The sequence below is a fragment of the Herminiimonas sp. genome, from assembly GCF_030655415.1.
In genome coordinates this window covers 74,532-91,453 of sequence record NZ_JAURVN010000009.1, presented here as the reverse complement: position 1 = coordinate 91,453, position 16,922 = coordinate 74,532, and the positions used below count along the sequence as shown (strand labels likewise).

Here is a 16,922-nt window from a genome sequence, read left to right as displayed (position 1 = left end):
TCCGTCCTCGCGTCCAGAAAATGGACACGAATAATGAGAGCGCGGCAGCCTTTGCTAGCTCGTTATGGCTAGCCATTTGATTAGAATCCTGGCCGGTCGTGAGACCTTGGATACGTGTCAGATCGCAAAAAAAGAGGGGCAGGGTCTCGATAACTGCACATTTTTTTGTGATTGGTCCGGTTGCTTGGCTCTTCGCCCTAGCCAGAAATGGTAGACCTCGTTGCTGCAGCCTACACCAGACCCATCCTCACAGCGTCGCATACACCATAGAGCTCCGCTTCTCTGTGATGATTGTGGCTCTTTTTCCGCTGTGCTTGACGCGATTTTGCATTATTTTTTGCGGAGCGACAAATACTAATCTGCATTCACTGGTACTTTTCTGTACTCAATTGAATACAATGAGATCGTGCCAGGACAAATCAGGACAAAACATTGTTCTGATTTGAGTCAATCAGGACAATCCAGGACAAATGGGAAGGGTACTAAGAAGGGGTGTTGGAAGTACTTAGTCGTACTTTAAGTTCTTGATATGAAATGAAAAACGCACCCGAAGGTGCGTATTCAATTTTGGTGCCGAGAGCCGGAATCGAACCGGCACGCCTTGCGGCGCGGGATTTTGAGTCCCGTGCGTCTACCTGTTCCGCCATCTCGGCAACGCAAGCTGAGCATTATGCGTTAATTTGCTGATTTGAGCAAGACTCATATTGCTTGATTAGCGAAATTACCCAACATAATCGCCTAGCCATCCATCTTATTTTTACTTCAACTATGACGCAGTGCCATCACTGACGACGGCGCGTCATTCTTGCTCGGCGGCCGTTGAATAAACGCGGCGATACAGACGGAAGCGCTCTTCTCTGTCCGCTGGACGGCGGCCTTGCCAGATGAGTTTCCATTGCTGGTTGTTGCGCGTCAAATTAGGTGCGCTGTCGTTGCCGCGATGGTTGTCTTGCAATAGCAGGTAGTCGCAGTTCTTGTCGTCAAACTGCGCAAACTGGATTTCTCCGAAGTAGGCAAACGACGCGCGTTGCGATGGGCCGACATTGGTGGCGACGCAGCGCTTGACCGTCGGCAGCACCGTATCAAGTTGACGCGCCACACTTGCGTAGCTCTTGATGTAATTTCCCCATGGTAGCCACAGCGTCATCAGCAAGAGCCAGCACAGAATAATACCGCCGGATGACAGCACGACTGCGCGCCACAGTACTGATGGGCGGCGCGAGATGCGCCAGTACACGATCCAGATCCAGCCGGCTGATGCGGCGGCGGCGATCAAGAAAGTGATCAGACTGAATTCAGGTTTGAAGCCCGGCGCAATTTTGAAGGCGTTCTTTGCAATCTGTGCCGGCCAGCCGGTTTGTTTGGCAATCCAGCCCAGCCAGATGAAGGTTGCGCAAGTACTCAGCATCATGACCGAGAACCAATCGACGGCATTGATAGCGCCGCGTTTCATGGTTGGCAAGCCGAATGCTGCGAGGATGGCGAGCATAGGCAGCAGCGGTAACAGGATCGCTTCTTCGCCATGCGGATTCAAAAATGCAATCAATACCAGCACGCCGAAAAATGTCAGCGGCAGCGTAATGTGCAACGCTTCATGCTGACGACGCCATGCATAAACTGCCCAGATTGCGAACGGCCACGCAGGCCACGCAAACCAGATCGCGTTTTTGAAAAAGTACTGCAAGGTCGGCAAAGTCGGTGCGCCGATTTGACGATAATTCCATGCCATCCATGCGTCGGTCGGCGTTGTGCCGAACGGTTGTACCTGTTGGTTCACGAATACCCATGCGCCTGCAACTGCTGCTGCCAGTGGCAATACGACCAGCATCAAGCGTAGCAGGATGGCGCGTTCGCGCGCAGAGGCGAGTGCTACCACTCCGACCCAAATGGCGAGCGGTACAACCCAGCCGCGCGACAGGATCAACAAGCCGAGTACAAGGCCGAAAGCGATGGCGCTTCTGGTCGAGTGCGATTCAAACAAACGCGTAGCGGTGTAAAGCGAGAAGGCGACCAAGGATACTTGCAAGGCTTCTGAAGTAGTGCCGTGGCTATGTACCAGCAAGCCCAAGCAGCCGAGATAAATCAACAGTGCGCCGTCAGCCAGTGTGCGGCCAAAGTCGCGTGGTTCAGGTTGGCCGCCAAAGGCGAGCTTCAACGGTTGTGCTTCAGGTCTGCGACCCAGCAGGTAAGTGGTGTACCAGACTGACAGTGAACCCAGCAGGAAGAAACAGATAGGCGCGACGCGCGCAGCCAGTGGATCGCCGAGCAGCCAGCCAAACAGTTTGATGCAGATGGCGCCTAACCAGAATGCCAGCGGGCCTTCATCCGGCATAGGTAAGCCAACGATGTGCGGTGACAACCAGTCGAGCCATGAGCCGTTGGCCATGGTCCACATGATGCCGAAGCCGGCAGCGTCATCCGGCTTCCACGGATCGCGGCCGATCAAGCCGGGCAGGATGTATAGCAGACAGAGTGCGAACAGCGCCCAGCGCGGGAGAGCGTGCGTAGCGGAGGCGGGAAGGCGGACTGGCTTCATGAAGGATAGTTATTTTTATTCGGTTCGGCGCTATTGTGCCGGAAAAAATCTGTACTCGTAGCGATAGAAACAAAAAAGGCAGCCGTAGCTGCCTTTTTTGAAACACGGTGACGAAATTATTCGGCCACGGATGTTTTGGAACCAACGGTACCGAACTTCTTGCGGAATTTATCCACGCGACCTGCGGTATCGACGATTTTGTGTTTACCGGTGTAGAACGGGTGGGATTCCGAAGAAACCTCGATCTTTACCAGTGGGTATTCTGCGCCTTCAAATTCAATTTTTTCACGTGTTTGAACAGTCGAACGTGTGATGAATTTGAAATCGATTGAAACGTCGTGGAACACAACGTCGCGGTAATCCGGGTGAATGCCATCTTTCATGATTTGCCTTAAATAGTTTGGTAGCCAATGGACACTTCGTCGGTCGTGCTGCTTCTTGACCCGATTGCCTATCACTTGCCGAGGTTGGAACGAGCCGAAGATTATACATTGAAAATTCAATTAAATCATGGGTTTGTAGCAAGTTTGCTGATATCGTTGCCGCTGCTGTCATTATGGAATTATGGAATTATCAGGGCATCTTAAGGAGTCGTTGTGGCAATTGGTTTGCAAGATGGCATGAGTACGTTGCTGCAGGCGGTAGAAGCCTGCGGCATTATCGCCTTTGCCTGCTCCGGTTTTATCGAGGCGCGGCGTAAGGAAATGGACTTGGTCGGCGTGTTTATCGTGGCGTTTATCACCGCATTCGGCGGCGGCACTTTGCGCGACATGTTGCTGGACAGGCGGCCACTGTTTTGGGTTGAACACCAAGAATACGCGATTCTGGTCTTTGTACTGGCGCTGGTGGCGTGGCCGTTTTTCACGCATTTGCGTTCGGCAGTGGCCGAAAAGACGATTGTGGTGGCCGATGCCTTCGGTCTGGGATTGTTCAGCGCAGTGGGTACTTCGATGGCGCTGGAGTCGGAGATGCCGATTTTTATCTGCGCGATGATGGGTGTGACGACTGGTGTTTTTGGCGGCGTATTGCGCGATGTATTGTGTAATGAAATCCCGATGGTGTTCAGGCGCGGCCAACTTTATGCGACTTGTTCCTTTGTTGGTTGCTGGGTTTATCTAGGCTTGGAATTATTGAACGTGTCTTCAGCCGTGGCTTTGATTGCCAGCGTCGCTGTGACTTCGGTAATGCGTTTGCTGTCAGTGCGATTGAATTTACGTTTGCCTGGCTGATTATTGCTGGATCAATTAAGAATTCACGGTATTAACTTCACTGTATTAAAAACATCGATTAATCATTCTATTCAAGCAGACCATTAAAAAAGCCGTTTTCTTTTGCAGAGCATGCAAGGAAAACGGGCTTTTTGATTTCAGCCTTGTCGGCTGAAAAACTTCACATACGATTCGGCAAATTAAGAATTACCGCGACGCATCATGTCGAAGAATTCGGCGTTGTTTTTGGTCGCCTTCATCTTGTCGAGGATGAATTCCATCGCTTCGATTTCGTCCATGCCGTACAAGAGTTTGCGCAAGACCCAGATCTTTTGCAGTTGATCCGGTTTGATCAGCAACTCTTCACGACGTGTGCCGGATTTGTTCAGGTTGATCGCAGGGTAGACGCGTTTCTCGGCCAGACGGCGTTCGAGATGGACTTCCATATTGCCGGTACCTTTGAATTCTTCAAAGATCACGTCATCCATACGGCTGCCGGTTTCGATCAGTGCGGTTGCGATGATGGTCAGCGAACCGCCTTCTTCGATGTTACGTGCAGCACCGAAGAAACGTTTAGGGCGTTGCAATGCATTGGCATCTACACCACCGGTCAACACTTTGCCTGAGGCTGGGATCACGGTGTTGTAGGCGCGTGCCAGACGAGTGATCGAGTCGAGCAAAATCACAACGTCTTTTTTCATTTCAACCAGACGCTTGGCTTTTTCCAGCACCATTTCAGCGACTTGGACATGACGTGTAGCTGGTTCATCGAAAGTCGATGCGACCACTTCGCCGCGTACCGAACGCTGCATCTCGGTTACTTCTTCCGGACGTTCGTCGATCAGCAAGACGATCATCACGACATCTGGATGATTGGTGGTGATCGCGTGGGCGATGTGTTGCAGGATGACGGATTTACCGGATTTCGGCGACGCAACCAGCAGGCCGCGTTGGCCTTTGCCGATAGGCGCGATCAAATCGATGATGCGGCCGGTGATGTTTTCTTCGCCGCGCATTTCACGTTCAAGCAGCAAAGGCTTGTTCGGATGCAGAGGCGTCAGATTTTCAAACAGAATGCGGTGTTTCGATGCTTCTGGTGGTTCACCGTTGACCTTGTCAACTTTGACCAATGCAAAGTAGCGTTCGCCATCTTTTGGTGTGCGAACTTCGCCCTCGATCGAATCGCCGGTGTGCAAATTGAAGCGGCGGATTTGAGAAGGCGAAATATAAATGTCGTCGGTGGAGGCCATGTAGCTGGCGTCGGGCGAGCGCAGGAAGCCAAAGCCGTCAGGCAATACTTCGAGGGCGCCATCGCCAAAAATTTGCTCTCCTGATTTCGCGCGTTTCTTGAGAATTGCGAACATCAGTTCTTGTTTGCGCAAGCGCGCGGCGTTGTCGATGTCCAGGCTGATTGCCATTTCTAGCAGTGCTGAGACGTGTAACGCCTTTAATTCGGATAAATGCATAGTATTTGAGTGTCCCGGGATGGGATATAAAAAGGTGGGGGAGTGAACTACGTGGTGAAGTTGGGTGCTGTAATAATAATGCAGCGATGCGGGCGCATCGCTGCAAATTTCTATATCAGATGTTGCTGTCGATGAAGGCGGTCAACTGACCTTTTGCCAATGCACCGACTTTTTGCGCAGCAGGTACGCCGTTCTTGAACAGAATCAGCGTTGGAATGCCACGAATGCCGAATTTGGCTGGAACCGCTTGATTAGCGTCCACGTCCATTTTCGCGATCTGAATTTTGCCTGCGTATTCCTTGGCAACGTCTTCCAGGATCGGTGCAATCATTTTGCACGGACCGCACCACTCTGCCCAGAAGTCGACCAGAACAGGTGTGTCGGATTTCAATACGTCTGTATCAAAAGACGCGTCGGTAATATGTTTGATGTTTTCGCTCATGTATGCCTCGGTTTGAGGAGAATAGAATAAATCAGCGCCTTGATGACAACCGTTCTTGTCGGTGTTTACCTGCAGCGCCTCCGGGTACTAAAACGAAGATGGAGACGTTGCGATTTAATTCAAGTTTTGAAGGTGCGGCAAGAGGTAATCAGGCGGGGTCTGGCCAAATCATAACCTATTTTATAAAAAGTGTGGCATTGCGCATAAAATTTCACGCCGGCTCGCATAAAATGCAAAACTGATCAGCCTTGCACCATGTTTTCCCTGTCTTGTTACCTCACACCCACACCTTGATGCCGTCTAGCGCCACCATCCTGATTCCGCCTTCCGCAGCCTTTTGGGATGATGCCGCGCGCGAATTGTTGCAAAGCGAGTTGCGAACGGAGGATCGAGAAGCCGGCAATCTGGCCGCGAATGATTTGTCGGGCGTGCGCGTGCTTGTATCAACCTTTGCACATATACAGTTGTTGAAAAACGCATTGGCGCGCCAGATAGGCGGCGCTTTCATCCCGCCAACAATTACTTCTTTATCTGAATATATACGCCTGCTGCCGCCGGTCGCCGAGGTATCGGCAACGGCTGCCAGCGAACGCTTGATGTCCTTGTACGCAGATTTGCGGCAACACGCTTGGTTGAAAAAATTATTCAGTGCGCGACGCAATACCGATTTGCTGCCGCTGGCGGAAATTCTTCTCACGCTGTCGGATGAGTTGACGCAAGCGATGTTGCCATCGTTGAAAGCGTCGCCCGATGCAGCCGACGCACGCTGGCAAGCTGCGCTAGAACAATTGTCGCCCGTCGCGCGCAATCTGTTATCGGATGAAACACAACTGGTGTGGACGATCTGGAAGAGTCAGCTCGACGCCAACGATGCGATCGTCACGCGCTATTCACAAATGATGCGCATCGCGCAGCAAGCGCATTTGCCACTGTTTTGGATCAGCCCGGTAGCACCGGATGCAATGGAACAGGCTTTTCTGGATGCTTATGGCGCGCGGCAATCGGTGGCCGTGATGACGCTGGATTGGCACACGCACACTATTAATAGTACGTATGCCGCAGCCTGGCCGGAAATGCTGATCGCCGACGATATTCCAGAGCCGTTCTTTGATGACTTGCTAGATCGCTTGAACGTGGCGACACCAACCGCGTTGAGATTATATTCAGCGCAAAATCTGGAAGCCGAGGCCAAGGCCGGTGCGCAAACCATTATCGATTGGCTGCAACAAGGTAAAACCAATCTCGCCATCGTCGCGCAAGATCGCGTCGTCGCACGTCGCATACGCGCATTGCTGGAGCGAGCGCAAATAGTTGTCGCCGATGAAACCGGTTGGAAGTTATCCACCACGCGCGCCGCTTCCGCAATCGCAGCCTGGCTGGAGCTGGTTGCCGCGCGTGCCGAAACTGTTGGTCTGCTGGATTTTCTGAAATCGCCATTTGTCTTCGCCGCAATGGAAGACAAAGCCGATCTGGTTATGCAAAGTGAAATAGCTTTGCGCCGCGCCAATGTACTGAGCGGATGGGACGCGGCAGCCAATGCATTGACCGCGATTCCACAAGCGCAAAGAATGATCAAGTTGCTGGCGCAGCAGGCCAGTGGTTTTGCCGGTCGCAAAACTTTATGCGACTGGATCACTGCGACTAATCAAACGCTGGATGCAATCGGCATGCGTGCCGCTTTGCAGGCTGATGCCGCTGGCTCTCAATTGATTCAGTTACTGCAGGATATTTCGCAGGATTGCTTACAAGTCGGTCACACGTTTTCATTTTCGGAATGGCGCGCCTTCTTGAATCTACAACTGGAAGCGAAAGCTTTCGTCCAACTCAATCTCGATAAACGCGTCGTCATGTTGCCGTTGAACGGCGCACGTTTGCGCGCCTTTGATGCAGTGTTGATGGTTGGTGCGGATGCTGAGCATTTACCATCGCAACCAACGGAAACCCTGTTCTTCGCCAACGTCGTGCGCCGCGAACTTGGCCTGGCTACGCGTGAAAGCCGACAACGTCAGCAATTGCGTGATGTCACCGAATTATTATCGGCTAACGATTGCGTGGTGATGTCTTGGCAGGCGCATAAAAACGGCGAGCCGAATCCGGTTAGCCCGTGGATAGAACGTTTGGAATTATGTCTGGCGCGCGCCGGTGTTGCGCCCATCGCCACGCATGACGTACAGATTGCGCCACGCACTTTGCAACCTGTGCCGGCATTCATGCCAGCACCGAGCGCAGCACAGCTCGTGCCGAAAAAATTATCGGCTAGTGGTTACAACAGCCTGGTCGCTTGCCCTTATCAATTTTTTGCAACCCGCATGCTGGGGTTATCCGGCATCGATGAATTATCGGATATGCCGGAGAAGCGCGATTACGGCGATTGGTTGCATCAAATTCTCGCGCAGTTCCATCAAGGTTTGCATGAACGTTCAGTTTCGTCGGGGGAGCAAGCCATATTGTTGCAGCAGATTTCGGATCAAGTCTTTGCGAATGAACTCGATAAAAGTGCAGCAGCACTGGGCTATTACGCGCGCTGGCAAAAAGCCATGCCCGCTTATCTGGATTGGATAGCTGAACGTGAAAGCCAAGGCTGGCATTTTGTATTGAGCGAAGAAAAATTCGAGAAAGTTTTGCGCTGGGCTGATGGCGAAATTATTTTGCATGGTCGCGTCGATCGCATGGATGAAAATACAAACGGCGAACGCGTCGTGCTCGATTACAAAAGCACCAATCAACTTGCATTGCGCGACAAACTCAAACACGGCGAAGATCATCAATTGCCGTTTTATGGTTTGTTATCTGACACACCGCTGAGCGCTGCTTTATATATTCCGCTGGAAGCGACCAAGGACAAGATCAAGGAAGTCGAAGCGCCGCAATTTGAAACATGGCAGCAGACTTTGGCCGAGCAAATTATTCATAACATGCAGGCGATCGCACATGGCGCGCCTTTGCCAGCAACCGGGCCGGAACCGGTTTGCCAATATTGCGATGTACGTGGCTTGTGTCGCAAGGGAGCGTGGTGATGAGTATGGATGACGTGGCACCGCGTATGGATAGTGAAGAAATCAATCCGGCAATGACGCCGCGCGCCTATGAAATTAATGGCGCACATGCCGATGCTGCACGCTTCGTCGCCATCGCTTGCGATCCATCGCGCTCGGTCGTTGTCGAAGCTTGCGCCGGCAGCGGCAAGACCTGGTTGCTGGTAGCGCGCGTATTGCGCTTGCTATTGTCCGGTACCGAACCCGCCGCAATTCTGGCGATTACGTTTACCCGTAAGGCCGCGCAGGAAATGCGCGAGCGCCTGATGCAATTGCTGCATGAGTTGAGCTTGAAGCCGGATGATGAAGTGCTGCAGTTACTGCGCGAACGCGGAGTGGCAGAACACGAGTTAGCAGCGATGTTACCGATCGCACGTGCCTTGTATGAGCGCGTGTTGCGCAGTCCACAATCGCTATCGATCGATACTTTTCACAGCTGGTTTGCGCGCCTGATTCAGATCGCGCCACTCGCTTCCGGCGTGCCGCACGGTTATGCATTGACTGAGGCGACCGGCGAATTGCTGTCGGATGCGTACAGCCGCTTCATGCAGGCTGTGAATGAGGCCGACAATCACGAAGTCAAAGAAGCGCTGATTGCCTTGTATGCGCAAGTCGGCGACTGGAACACGCGCAATCTGTTGAATGCCTTCATCGCGAAGCGTGCCGAATGGTGGGCGTCGGCGCAAAGTGGTGAACCTATAGATTGGCTGACAGAATTATGCGGTACAGACGGCGAATTCGATGCGCGTTTGTCCTTGTGGGGTGATAAGAAAACTGTCGCGCGTATAGGACAAATTGCCTGGCTGTTAGGCAAAGGAACCGCGGTTAATCAGGAGCGCGCAAGCGCAATCGAGAAAGCCCTGACCGAAGGCGCATCGCAGGAAAATTTCGCGGCACTGACGCATGAATTCTTCGATGGCAGCGGCAAGTTCCGCAAGAATCGTGCAACCAAGGATTTGACCAAAGCCTTGCTGGAAAATCTCGGCGAGGATGGCGTATACGCATTCGAAGTCGAGTTTGAAAGCGTAGGCGACGTACTGAAAACTGTTTTGCGACGCAGCATGGAGCCGCAAGTTATCGCGCTGAATCGCGCCTTGTTTACAGTCGGTGCGGCTTACCTGGAAACCTATCAAGGCGTGAAAGCCGAGCAGCGCGTATTTGATTTTTCCGATCTCGAATGGCAGGCGTATCGCTTGCTGACGAATGAAGAACATGCGGCATATTTACAAAGCCGTCTCGATGCGCGTTACCGGCATGTATTGCTGGATGAATTCCAGGATACTAATCCGCTGCAATGGAGCATCGTGCAAGCCTGGCTGAGCGCGTATGGCGATGATGCCGACAAGCCGAGTATGTTTGTGGTTGGCGATCCCAAGCAATCGATCTATCGTTTCCGTCGCGCCGAACCGCGCGTGTTTTCTGCCGCAAAAGAAACCTTGATGGCGCAAGGCGCTGACTTCCTGCGTACCAATCAGACACGTCGTAATGCGCTGGCGATCGTGGAAGTCATGAATGCCAGCTTTGTTGCGAACCCGATTTATCAAGCGCAAACCACGCTGGAAAACGAGCGCGGCGCAGTGTGGCAATTGCCCTTGTTGCGGCAAGAGAAAGCTGAAAAAGTTGTGTGGTCGCCTGCGCAATTACGCGACCCATTGACCACACCACGCGAGGAAGAAGAAGACGCACGTAGACTAGAAGAAGGCCGCGCCGTCGCGCAAGCGATTCTGCAAGCTCGTACAGAATTGAAAAGCGAGCGCTGGTCTGACGTCATGTTGCTGGTCAAGAAGCGTACGCATTTACGCGCTTATGAATCCGCATTGCGCGAAGCCGGTATTCCATTTGCATCAGACAAGCGTGGCGGTTTGCTGGAGTCGCTGGAAGTCGCCGACTTGATTGCTTTGCTGACTTTCCTCATCACGCCACATGACAATCTGGCGCTGGCGCATGTACTCAAATCATCGATCATGGGTGCAAGTGACGAGGACTTGATTGCGTTGGCGTTGCGGGCTGAAAGAACGTGGTGGTCGCGCCTGCATCAGACTTCACAAGAAGATGCAGCCTCTGAACTTTCACCTGCATTGCAGCGCGCTGTGCGCTTGCTGGATAAATGGTTACAACTCGCGCCAAGTTTGCCGGTGCACGATTTGCTCGATCGCATTTTGCATGACGGCGATGTGATCGCACGTTATGCGCAAACTGCATCGCCGCTGGTACGCGGGCAGGTCTTGGGCAATATAGAAGCCTTCACTGAATTGGCTTTGAATCTGGATGCGGGACGTTATCCGAGTTTGCCAAAATTCATAGACGCTTTACGTCGCTTGCAAAAATCCGCCGAAAGCGATGCGCCGGATGAAGCTGATATCGACGCGGCGCTGGATGCAGTACGCATCCTGACGATTCACGGCGCGAAAGGTCTGGAAGCGCCCATCGTGGTGTTGCTGGACGCGAATCACAGCGACGGTGCGCGCGATGATTTCGGCGTGCTGTGCGAATGGCCGCAAGATCAAGATGCGCCCATCCATTTTTCTGTGTTTGGCCGTCAGTCCGAACGTGGTGCGGCACGTGATGCGTTGTTCGCCGAAGAAGAAAAACTCAAGGTGCAGGAAGACTGGAATTTGCTCTACGTCGCCGCCACGCGCGCGGAGAAGTTGTTGATCATCAGCGGTGTCGCTGATCCACGTAGTTCGACAGCGAATGGCGTAGCAGAAGGGCGCTGGTATTCGCGTTTCCACGGCGCGCAACAGATAGAACTGCATACCTCGTTGCCGACCTTCACCGCGACGCAAGAAGCTGATTTTTCGCTGGCTATATTTAATCCACCAGCTTTGCCAGCGCCGCAAGTGGAATTGCCAGAAACGTTTTCTAATGCTGAAATCGAAGAAGGCATCGCGCTGCACGCATTGATGGAGCGACTGACGCCGGCGAACGCATGGCCTATCAACATGCATGCGCCTGAACAGATCGCCAGATGGTTGCCGTGTTCGCACGAGATTGCGATCGCCGTCAGTGCGCAGGCGGCGACTATTCTGGCGCAAGCTGAGCTGGCGCATTTCTTCGATCCTGCACTGCATCGATTCGCACGTAACGAGATGGAAGTACAAACCAGTGCTGGCGTCGCTCGCTTCGATCGCGTCGTGATGTTTGATGACGAGTTGTGGATACTGGATTACAAACGCAATTTGTTTGATAGCGAACGTGCGGACTATGCCGAGCAACTGGCGCGCTACCGGGCTGCGGCGCAACAGGTTTTCCCGGACGTGCGTATTCGCAGCGGCCTGATTACCGTCGATGGCCACCTGACGGAAATGTGATGACTACAAACGCGATTCTTCAGAATGGAATTCGCGTGTAATTTTGGCAAGGAAGCGGACTGTCGTGGCCTTATTGCCGCACCCGACGCGCTAAATTTACAGGCTATTGCGAAAAACGCCCGCTCTATCCACGCTATCTATTGACTGCCATTAACATGCGCCTCTATAGTGGCGGGATGATTTCCGACTTCAATAAACTTTCCGAAAAAATCAGCCAACTGGCTGAGTTGACGCAAGCCTTGCGCAGCGAAAATGCAGATTTGCGCCTCAAATCGGTGGCGCTCGCTGCCGAGAACGCTGATTTGGCACGTCGCATGCAAGAAGCGCACGAACGTGTTGCGGCCTTGCTCGAAAGTATTCCAACCCCAGTACAAGATGAGGAAGCAGCATGATCCAGCTCGACGTATCGATCATGGGGCAGTCTTATAAATTGGCGTGCAAAGAAGGCGAAGAGGGCGCTTTGCAAGAAGCGGTCACTTACCTCGATAACAAAATGTGCGCGATTCGCGACGCTGGCAAGTTGAAGGGCAACGACAGGATCGCTGTAATGGCGGCGCTAGGGGTGACTGCTGAGTTGCTCGCAACCAAGTCACCGGAAGGCCCTTTGTCGGATATGTCCATGTCTGAGGTCAAGCAATCCATCGCTGCGATGCACGAGACACTAGACAGCGCTCTCGCTCCACAAGAAAAACTGTTTTAAATCTTCAGTAAATCTTCTACTCGCTGCAAGTTTGGAGTAAACTAAGTGCTCCTGCCGTGTTCGCCATTGCCATAATTCCTTGAACCATTTATGCGCAGCGGCTGCGGAATTTTGTTCGATGGGAGTGCGCGTCGCTAGCTCGATGAACCCGAAGTTGAACTAACTGTGGCCAACTTGAACCTCTTGGTTCAGGATGCCGGCAAAGCGGCACTGGCGGGACTAGATGTATAAACGGTTGCATGAAAATGCAGCCGTTTTTTTATGTCCGGCGCATTTGTAATTTCCTTATAGCGCAGCACTCGCAAGATTACTTTCAGTTTTTTCTGTAATAATTAGCGCTCTGCTTCATCCCCTTTTTCCGACAAAACCTATGCGCTACTGGCTCATGAAGTCCGAACCCGGCGAAGTCAGCATCGATGATGCACTGGCCGCGCCGAATCACACGGTGGCGTGGACAGGTGTGCGCAATTATCAGGCGCGTAATTTCATGCGCGATGCGATGTCTGAGGGCGATGGTGTGTTCTTCTATCATTCCAGTTGCGCTGAACCTGGCATCGTCGGCCTGGCAGAAGTGGCGAGCACAGCATATCCGGATGAAACACAATTTGATCCGTCCAGCCATTATTACGATCCGAAAGCCACGCGCGAAACGCCGCGCTGGATGCTGGTCGATGTGCGTATTCGCGACAAGACTCGTCTGATACCGCTTTCAGAATTACGTCAAACGCCGGAACTTGCCGAGATGGTCGTGCTGCAAAAAGGTAGTCGTCTATCGATCACGCCGGTTACGACGGATCAGTGGAAATTCATATGCAAGAAGCTGCTTAAAATATAGGCAGACAGACTACGCACTATTACGTATTCTTCTACATCAGCTAGTTCTTCACAGCATCATTCACTTTTGTTTCGTCTGTATTCCCATCTCAGTATTTCATCTGACTAACTGCGATGTATCGATCCGATATCAGTTGGCACTCATAAAAACTTGATATTCATTTGTAAGCGTGTGTAACGGTGCACGTAGGAATACGCGCGCGAATATCTATATCTTGATATTTAAAATGCGAATAACACTCTGCTTAAAATTTAAGCAGTGAGTCGTTAACGTCAGATCACGCTTTTTTCAAATCCCCTTTTGCTTCAACGAGATACCGGCATACGGCTGCGTGAGTCCTTCCTGCTTTCCTACAAAATTATTTGCTGCTGTTTTTATTCTCGTCGCCAATTAATTTCTTCTCATCTCGCAGATAAATTCTGAATAGAAATAGTTTTATTTTCCTTCTATTTTTGTAATTTTTTTGTCATGGAACTAATTCACTTGGCTGCTTCTCATACCGCCACTTCATATCAATAAGTCAACAATAAAAATTTGCGAGATCGGTTTGTCGATCTTGCCTTGCAAGAAATAGATGCGCGAATTTCGTAGATCGCTTCACAAGAGCAAGTGCGAATTTTTGCAGCGGTCGCAATAGCAATGGGGAATGGGAAAAATGATGGCTATCAATTTATGCACTATCTGCACACGAAATACTGTTGGGCTCGCTGAATGCAATATCAGAGAAAACCAGCTCCATTTCACCGATAGCCTGTGAGTGTTCATCATGACTCAACGACGCAAGAACCCTGGCTCCGGCCCTTATGCTCACTATGCTTTCGTGATGTTTGCTGGCGCACTAACGTGCGTACCTGCTAGCGCGCTTGAGGGCGACACTTTCACTCCGTATGCCACCTATGGCGTTTATTACGACGCAAATTTGTTGCGACTCCCCGAGCCTGCAGCGCAAAGCGATCGTTGGACGCGTGCATCGGTTGGCATACGCATGGACAAAGAGATTGGTCGACAGAAACTCACCGCGGATCTTTCTGCCAATCAATCCAGTTACGATAACTTCGATCAATACGATAACGACGGCAAGGATTTACTGGCGAACTGGAAGTGGGCCTTGGGCAATCAGTTTTCCGGCAATGTTGGCACCAGTTATTCCGAAGGCTTGACGCCATTTGATGATTACAAGGGTCTCGAGCGAAGCCTCAGGACCCAGCAAAAGAATTATGTTGATGGCACGTGGCGCTTCCATCCAAGTTGGCAAGTGAACGCTGCTTACAATCGCTTTGATCTGCGCTACGACACGCAAGCGCAAAACCCATCAGAACGTAATCTTGATATGACCGATATCGGGATCGATTATCTGGCGAAAAGCGGCAACAAGATAGGTTTGGTTGCACGTCATATCGAAGGTGATTATCCCTATGCGGATATTAATTCCTACGAACAAAATGAATTGAAGGCCAAGGTCGATTGGCAACTCACAGGCAAGACTTATTTGCAGTTTCTCGGTGGTTGGGCCAAACGCGAATACGCATCCAATCCGCAACGTGATTCCAGTGTGCCTAGCGCTCGTCTGACTGCGTACTGGAAGGCGACTGGCAAGACAGCATTCTCTCTCGGCTTGTGGCGTGAACTCGGCGCAACCGATGACCTGGCCGCCAATTATGCACGTAATCAAGGTGTCAGCGTCGGCTCAACCTGGGACGCCACCAGCAAGATCAGCGTCGACGGTTTGATCTTGACTGAGAAGCGCGACTACAACGGTGTCGCCGTGATCGACGGCATCGCACCTTCGGATCGTGACGATCGCTATAACAACGCAGTGCTGGGCGTGACCTACAAGCCGACCCTGCATTGGCGCGTCCGTGCATCTGTCTACCGCACCACGCTGGATTCCAACGTTGCCTCAGCCACGTACAAGACTAACGGCGCATTGGTCACGACTCGCTATGAATTCTGACATCAGCCAAATCAAATATCCGGCGGATATTCCGGCTCGCAAGTTTTATCGACGTTTGCTTGATCCACTGATCGCCATCGGCTTGCTGTATCTGCTGACGGTGGCGTCGAGTCATCCGTTTAGCGCCAATCATGTGGTGCTGGCGATCCTGACATTCTTTATCAGTTCGACAGTGTTCGGCTGGACCGATCCGTGGCGTGATGCTTCGTCGAGCAACTTCCTCACCTTGACTAAATCGATAGTGGTGGCATGGTTGGCGACGATCGTGTTGTTATTGTTTTTTGCGTATGTAGCAGGCCTGGCCAGCTTGTTTCAGCAGCGTGAGACCCTGATCTGGCTGGCGATTACGCCACCGATATTGCTGGCAGCGCAGATCGTTATGCAAAAAGTAGGCATGGGTTTGAACGGCACCAATGTGCGTTCTGTCGTGTTGGTAGGCGTGAATGAGTTGAGCGTAAAGCTGGCAGAGCGCGTCGATGAAAATCCTGATCTGCGTATGGAGATCAGCGGCTTCTTTGACGACAGAGATACCTCGCGTCAACCCTCCGATCAGAAAGTGGCTTTGCTGGGCAGCATGTCTGACATTCCTGCCTACGTGCGCGAGCACAACGTCAATACGATCTTCATCAGTCAGCCGATTTCTGCGCAACCGCGCATACGTAAATTGCTGAATGAATTGCAGGACACCACGGCATCCATTTATTTTCTGCCGGATATCTATGTCTTCGATTTGATTCAGGCGCGTTTCGATAGTGTCGCTGGCTTGCCAGTGGTGGCGATCTGCGAATCACCGTTTACCGGTATCAACAGCATGGTCAAACGTGGCAGTGATTTTGTATTGGCGCTGATGATACAAATCATGTTGTTGCCTGTGATGCTGGGCATCGCCATTGCGATCAAGGCCAACTCACCGGGGCCGGTGATATTCCGCCAGCGTCGTTATGGCCTCGATGGTGAAGAAATCATCGTCTACAAATTCCGCTCCATGACCGTATGTGAAGACGGCGCCAGCGTAGTGCAAGCAACCAAAAACGATCAGCGCGTGACACGGATAGGCGCATTCTTGCGTCGCACTTCTCTGGATGAATTGCCGCAATTTTTCAATGTGCTGCAAGGCCGCATGAGCATCGTCGGTCCACGTCCACACGCGATTGCGCATAACGAACTGTATCGAAAACAAATCAAGGGTTACATGCTGCGCCACAAGGTTCGCCCTGGCATCACCGGCTGGGCGCAAGTGAACGGCTTCCGCGGCGAGACCGACACGCTGGACAAGATGGAAGCGCGGATTGCCTATGACCTTGACTACTTGCGGCGTTGGTCATTGGCACTCGATCTATGGATCATCGCGCGCACCGTGGGCGTGGTCCTCAAACGCGACAACGCTTACTAAAATTTAGATTCAAGACTGGTCGATCACAAGACTGGCAATACA

Annotated in this window: 12 protein-coding genes, 1 tRNA gene and 1 other RNA gene; 9 read left to right on the top strand and 5 right to left on the bottom strand. The window is 52.0% G+C overall.

Annotation, left to right across the window (positions count from 1 at the left end):
- Positions 1 to 568 precede the first annotated feature (568 nt).
- The 3 genes from Q7T66_RS07070 to Q7T66_RS07060 form a co-directional block, all read right to left on the bottom strand.
- Positions 569 to 653 (bottom strand) — tRNA-Leu (locus Q7T66_RS07070).
- Positions 654 to 799: 146 nt separating this feature from the next.
- The gene (locus tag Q7T66_RS07065) at positions 800 to 2,536 is read right to left on the bottom strand and encodes a glycosyltransferase family 39 protein (protein WP_304932625.1); all 1,737 of its coding nucleotides are present in this window, start codon (positions 2,534 to 2,536) and stop codon (positions 800 to 802) included.
- A gap of 116 nt (positions 2,537 to 2,652) precedes the next feature.
- Positions 2,653 to 2,919, bottom strand: coding sequence for a type B 50S ribosomal protein L31 (locus Q7T66_RS07060; RefSeq protein WP_304932624.1), 267 nt, complete (start codon positions 2,917 to 2,919; stop codon positions 2,653 to 2,655).
- Between the two features lie 237 nt (positions 2,920 to 3,156).
- Between Q7T66_RS07060 and Q7T66_RS07055 the strand changes: the two genes are divergently transcribed.
- Entirely contained in the window at positions 3,157 to 3,765 is a 609-nt protein-coding gene (locus Q7T66_RS07055; protein ID WP_304932749.1) for a trimeric intracellular cation channel family protein, read from the top strand.
- Positions 3,766 to 3,944: 179 nt separating this feature from the next.
- Here the strand turns inward: Q7T66_RS07055 and rho are convergent, their stop codons facing one another.
- Positions 3,945 to 5,210: a transcription termination factor Rho gene (gene rho / locus Q7T66_RS07050; protein WP_112993077.1), complete on the bottom strand. Its 1,266-nt coding sequence runs from the start codon at positions 5,208 to 5,210 to the stop codon at positions 3,945 to 3,947.
- A 115-nt stretch (positions 5,211 to 5,325) separates the two neighbouring features.
- Positions 5,326 to 5,652, bottom strand: coding sequence for a thioredoxin TrxA (gene trxA / locus Q7T66_RS07045; RefSeq protein ID WP_304932623.1), 327 nt, complete (start codon positions 5,650 to 5,652; stop codon positions 5,326 to 5,328).
- Between the two features lie 293 nt (positions 5,653 to 5,945).
- On the opposite strand from trxA, the gene Q7T66_RS07040 reads away from it, so the two are divergent.
- The 8 genes from Q7T66_RS07040 (at position 5,946) to Q7T66_RS07005 (ending at position 16,880) form a co-directional block, all read left to right on the top strand.
- Positions 5,946 to 8,669, top strand: a complete 2,724-nt coding sequence (locus Q7T66_RS07040) for a PD-(D/E)XK nuclease family protein (RefSeq protein WP_304932622.1) — start codon at positions 5,946 to 5,948, stop codon at positions 8,667 to 8,669.
- A gap of 5 nt (positions 8,670 to 8,674) precedes the next feature.
- Positions 8,675 to 11,998, top strand: coding sequence for an exodeoxyribonuclease V subunit beta (locus Q7T66_RS07035; protein WP_304932748.1), 3,324 nt, complete (start codon positions 8,675 to 8,677; stop codon positions 11,996 to 11,998).
- A gap of 155 nt (positions 11,999 to 12,153) precedes the next feature.
- On the top strand, positions 12,154 to 12,390 hold the full coding sequence (locus tag Q7T66_RS07030) for a DUF904 domain-containing protein (protein WP_370691617.1): 237 nt from the start codon (positions 12,154 to 12,156) through the stop codon (positions 12,388 to 12,390).
- On the top strand, positions 12,387 to 12,698 hold the full coding sequence (locus Q7T66_RS07025) for a cell division protein ZapA (protein ID WP_304932621.1): 312 nt from the start codon (positions 12,387 to 12,389) through the stop codon (positions 12,696 to 12,698). The genes Q7T66_RS07030 and Q7T66_RS07025 overlap by 4 nt, the downstream gene beginning before the upstream one ends.
- Before the next feature lie 45 nt (positions 12,699 to 12,743).
- Positions 12,744 to 12,922: non-coding RNA, 6S RNA (gene ssrS / locus Q7T66_RS07020), on the top strand.
- A gap of 146 nt (positions 12,923 to 13,068) precedes the next feature.
- The gene (locus tag Q7T66_RS07015) at positions 13,069 to 13,533 is read left to right on the top strand and encodes an EVE domain-containing protein (protein ID WP_304932620.1); all 465 of its coding nucleotides are present in this window, start codon (positions 13,069 to 13,071) and stop codon (positions 13,531 to 13,533) included.
- Positions 13,534 to 14,299: 766 nt separating this feature from the next.
- Positions 14,300 to 15,487, top strand: a complete 1,188-nt coding sequence (gene epsL, locus Q7T66_RS07010) for an XrtB/PEP-CTERM-associated polysaccharide biosynthesis outer membrane protein EpsL (RefSeq protein WP_304932619.1) — start codon at positions 14,300 to 14,302, stop codon at positions 15,485 to 15,487.
- Positions 15,477 to 16,880, top strand: coding sequence for an undecaprenyl-phosphate glucose phosphotransferase (locus tag Q7T66_RS07005; RefSeq protein ID WP_304932618.1), 1,404 nt, complete (start codon positions 15,477 to 15,479; stop codon positions 16,878 to 16,880). The genes epsL and Q7T66_RS07005 overlap by 11 nt, the downstream gene beginning before the upstream one ends.
- The last annotated feature ends 42 nt before the right edge of the window (positions 16,881 to 16,922 follow it).